The organism is Arenibacter arenosicollis, from assembly GCF_014397245.1.
In the GTDB taxonomy this organism is placed as follows: Bacteria; Bacteroidota; Bacteroidia; order Flavobacteriales; family Flavobacteriaceae; genus Arenibacter; species Arenibacter arenosicollis.
Genome location: NZ_JACLHY010000051.1, coordinates 1 through 4609, shown reverse-complemented (window position 1 = coordinate 4609; position 4609 = coordinate 1). Strand labels below are relative to the sequence as shown.

The window sequence follows — 4609 nt, the reverse complement described above, 5'->3', positions numbered from 1 at the left end:
GTCTTGAGTTATAGTGAAGTAACTAGAATATGTAGTGTAGCGGTGAAATGCATAGATATTACATAGAATACCGATTGCGAAGGCAGGTTACTAACTATATACTGACGCTGATGGACGAAAGCGTGGGGAGCGAACAGGATTAGATACCCTGGTAGTCCACGCCGTAAACGATGGATACTAGCTGTCCGGATGCAAATCTGGGCGGCCAAGCGAAAGTGATAAGTATCCCACCTGGGGAGTACGTCCGCAAGGATGAAACTCAAAGGAATTGACGGGGGCCCGCACAAGCGGTGGAGCATGTGGTTTAATTCGATGATACGCGAGGAACCTTACCAGGGCTTAAATGTGGTCTGACAGCTTTAGAGATAGAGTTTCCTTCGGGCAGATCACAAGGTGCTGCATGGTTGTCGTCAGCTCGTGCCGTGAGGTGTCAGGTTAAGTCCTATAACGAGCGCAACCCCTGCCGTTAGTTGCCAGCATGTAATGATGGGGACTCTAACGGGACTGCCGGTGCAAACCGCGAGGAAGGTGGGGATGACGTCAAATCATCACGGCCCTTACGTCCTGGGCCACACACGTGCTACAATGGCCGGTACAGAGAGCAGCCACTGGGCAACCAGGAGCGAATCTACAAAACCGGTCACAGTTCGGATCGGGGTCTGCAACTCGACCCCGTGAAGCTGGAATCGCTAGTAATCGGATATCAGCCATGATCCGGTGAATACGTTCCCGGGCCTTGTACACACCGCCCGTCAAGCCATGGAAGCCGGGAGTGCCTGAAGTCCGTCACCGCAAGGAGCGGCCTAGGGCAAGATCGGTAACTAGGGCTAAGTCGTAACAAGGTAGCCGTACCGGAAGGTGCGGCTGGAACACCTCCTTTCTAGAGAATTTGCCGTATGGGCATTTTTCCGAAGGCCCGTTTTTTCGTTTTCTGTCTTTATAAATAACAAAAATAAACTATAGTGAGTCTCATAGCTCAGCTGGTTAGAGCGCTACACTGATAATGTAGAGGTCGGCAGTTCGAGTCTGCCTGAGACTACGATGCGGCAATGCTGCAAGTTCAAAGTTTTAAGTTTAAAAGTTTAAAGTTTTGAAACGTTCATTGATTGAAATTATTGAATTAGGAAATTCTAGAAGTTGGGAAACCTGCCGACTATTGACTGGCTAGGGCCGGGCTATAGGAAAACGGGGGATTAGCTCAGCTGGCTAGAGCGCCTGCCTTGCACGCAGGAGGTCATCGGTTCGACTCCGATATTCTCCACATTGGCAACACATTGCCGTTATCTTGGCCAAAGGCCGCAAAGGGGACAACGGGGATGGCCGAAACGTTCATTGACATATTGGGACAGGGTGCGCAACAGATTCAGGTCTTTGCGTACGCTGAAAAAGAAACACGAAAGTAAAGTAAAGTACAAGTATAAAAGAGAGGGCCCTTTGGACGCTGCCGCGGAAGGGGGGCCCGGTAATAGAATAAAAGGTCTGGCGACAAGCTAGATAAGGGCGTATGGGGAATGCCTAGGCTCTCAGAGGCGATGAAGGACGCGATAAGCTGCGAAAAGCTGCGGGGATCGGCACACACGATATGATCCGCAGGTATCCGAATGGGGCAACCCGGCATGTTGAAGACATGTCATGGCGAAAGCCAAGCAAACCCGGTGAACTGAAACATCTAAGTAGCCGGAGGAGGAGAAAACAAAAGTGATTCCGTGAGTAGTGGCGAGCGAAAGCGGATTAGTCCAAACCGATGTTGTTTCGGCAATATCGGGGTTGTAGGACCGCGACATTCGATGTGCGATGAATCAGAACCCTTTGGAAAGAGGGACCGTAGAGGGTGATAGTCCCGTAAGAGCAAAGAACATTATCGATAGCGGTATCCTGAGTAGCGCGGGGCACGTGAAACCCTGTGTGAATCCGGCGGGACCATCCGCCAAGACTAAATACTCCTGAGAGACCGATAGTGAACCAGTACCGTGAGGGAAAGGTGAAAAGAACCCTGAACAAGGGAGTGAAAAAGATCCTGAAACCATACGCCTACAAGCGGTCGGAGCCCCTTCGGGGGTGACGGCGTGCCTTTTGCATAATGAGCCTACGAGTTACTTTTACTGGCAAGGTTAAGCACTTCAGGTGCGGATCCGTAGCGAAAGCGAGTCTGAACAGGGCGCCATAGTCAGTAGTAGTAGACGCGAAACCGTGTGATCTACCCATGGGCAGGTTGAAGCTGTGGTAACACACAGTGGAGGACCGAACCCGTTGACGTTGAAAAGTCTTGGGATGACCTGTGGGTAGGGGTGAAAGGCCAATCAAACTCGGAAATAGCTCGTACTCCCCGAAATGCATTTAGGTGCAGCGTGTAGATAGTTTTATAGAGGTAGAGCTACTGATTGGATGCGGGGGCTTCACCGCCTACCAATTCCTGACAAACTCCGAATGCTATAAAATGTTTCTGCGCAGTGAGGGCATGGGTGCTAAGGTCCATGTCCGAGAGGGAAAGAACCCAGATCACCAGCTAAGGTCCCCAAGTATATACTAAGTTGATATAACGCGGTGGAACTGCATTGACAGCCAGGATGTTGGCTTGGAAGCAGCCATTCATTTAAAGAGTGCGTAACAGCTCACTGGTCGAGCGGTTCCGCATGGATAATAATCGGGCATAAGTATATCACCGAAGCTGTGACTTCTGTACTCGGTACAGAGGGGTAGGGGAGCATTGTAGTGCCGCTGAAGGCGACCTGTAAGGGGCGCTGGAGGAGCTACAAACGAAAATGTAGGCATAAGTAACGATAATGCGGGCGAGAAACCCGCACGCCGAAAGACCAAGGTTTCCCCAGCTATGCTAATCAGCTGGGGGTCAGTCGGGACCTAACGCGAACCCGAAGGGGGTAGTGGATGGACAACAGATTAATATTTCTGTACCTGCTCACATTAAAAGTGACGGGGATGTGGCGTTGGTGCGTACTGACGGAATAGTACGTTGAAGGGAGCGGTGACGCCCCGATAGTACACTGAGGCTCCGGCCAAGGTGATAATCCAGCTTAACATCCTCCGAGAAAACCAAGTGAAGCAGCCCGTACCGCAAACCGACACAGGTGGTTGGGATGAGTATTCTAAGGCGCTCGAGAGATTCATGGCTAAGGAACTAGGCAAAATAGACCCGTAACTTCGGGAGAAGGGTCGCCACGCTTCTAGCGTGGCCGCAGTGAAGAGGTCCAGGCGACTGTTTATCAAAAACACAGGGCTCTGCAAAATCGAGAGATGAAGTATAGGGCCTGACACCTGCCCGGTGCTGGAAGGTTAAGAGGAGATGTCATTCGCAAGGAGAAGCATTGAATTGAAGCCCCAGTAAACGGCGGCCGTAACTATAACGGTCCTAAGGTAGCGAAATTCCTTGTCGGGTAAGTTCCGACCTGCACGAATGGTGCAACGATCTGGACACTGTCTCGGCCATGAGCTCGGTGAAATTGTAGTATCGGTGAAGATGCCGGTTACCCGCAGTGGGACGAAAAGACCCCGTGCACCTTTACTATAGCTTCGTATTGACCTTGGGCAACCAATGTGTAGGATAGCTGGGAGACTTTGAAGCTGCATCGCCAGGTGTGGTGGAGTCATTGTTGAAATACCAGCCTTTGTTTGTCCGGGGCCTAACTCCCTTATGGGAGGACAGTGCGTGGTGGGTAGTTTGACTGGGGTGGTCGCCTCCAAAAGAGTAACGGAGGCTTCTAAAGGTGCCCTCAATACGGTTGGCAATCGTGTGCAGAGTGCAATGGCACAAGGGCGCTTGACTGAGAGACATACAGGTCGACCAGGTACGAAAGTAGAGCATAGTGATCCGGTGGTTCCGCATGGAAGGGCCATCGCTCAAAGGATAAAAGGTACGCCGGGGATAACAGGCTGATCTCCCCCAAGAGCTCATATCGACGGGGGGGTTTGGCACCTCGATGTCGGCTCGTCACATCCTGGGGCTGGAGAAGGTCCCAAGGGTTGGGCTGTTCGCCCATTAAAGTGGCACGCGAGCTGGGTTCAGAACGTCGTGAGACAGTTCGGTCTCTATCTACTGCGGGCGTTAGAAATTTGAGTGGACCTGACCCTAGTACGAGAGGACCGGGTTGGACCGACCGCTGGTGCACCAGTTGTCCCGCCAGGGGCATTGCTGGGTAGCTATGTCGGGATGGGATAAGCGCTGAAAGCATATAAGCGCGAAACCCGCCACAAGATGAGATTTCTTTAAAGGGCCGTGGGAGATGACCACGTCGATAGGCCATAGGTGGAAGGGCAGCAATGTCCGTAGCCGAGTGGTACTAATTGCCCGTTGGCTTGCGCAAACGCCGTCCCGCGGGAAACCGCGGGACGCAACAAACCTTTTTTCAAACAACAGTACGTGTACCTTACCTTATTTTAGTGCGACCATTACGGCCGCCCTGTCCCATTATTATGTCATGCTTCGGCTACGCTCAGCATCCGCTGCAGGGTACCGGACATTAAAGTATAGAAGTTTTTAGGTGGCCATGGCGACGGGGCCCACCCCTTACCATTCCGAACAGGGAAGTTAAGCCCGTCTGCGCCGATGGTACTGCTACACCAAGTGGGAGAGTAGGCCGCCGCCTTTTTTTGA

2 tRNA genes and 3 rRNA genes are annotated in these 4609 nt (G+C 52.1%); all 5 read left to right on the top strand.

The features are described from left to right. Positions 1-880: ribosomal RNA gene (locus H4O18_RS21765) — 16S ribosomal RNA — on the top strand; the annotation flags it as partial. A gap of 85 nt (positions 881-965) precedes the next feature. Beyond that, a tRNA-Ile gene (locus H4O18_RS21760) sits at positions 966-1039 on the top strand. 148 nt (positions 1040-1187) lie between these two features. Continuing rightward, positions 1188-1261, top strand: a tRNA-Ala gene (locus H4O18_RS21755). 221 nt (positions 1262-1482) lie between these two features. Beyond that, positions 1483-4319: ribosomal RNA gene (locus H4O18_RS21750) — 23S ribosomal RNA — on the top strand. Positions 4320-4492: 173 nt separating this feature from the next. After that, positions 4493-4604 (top strand): 5S ribosomal RNA (rrf, locus tag H4O18_RS21745). Positions 4605-4609 lie beyond the last annotated feature (5 nt).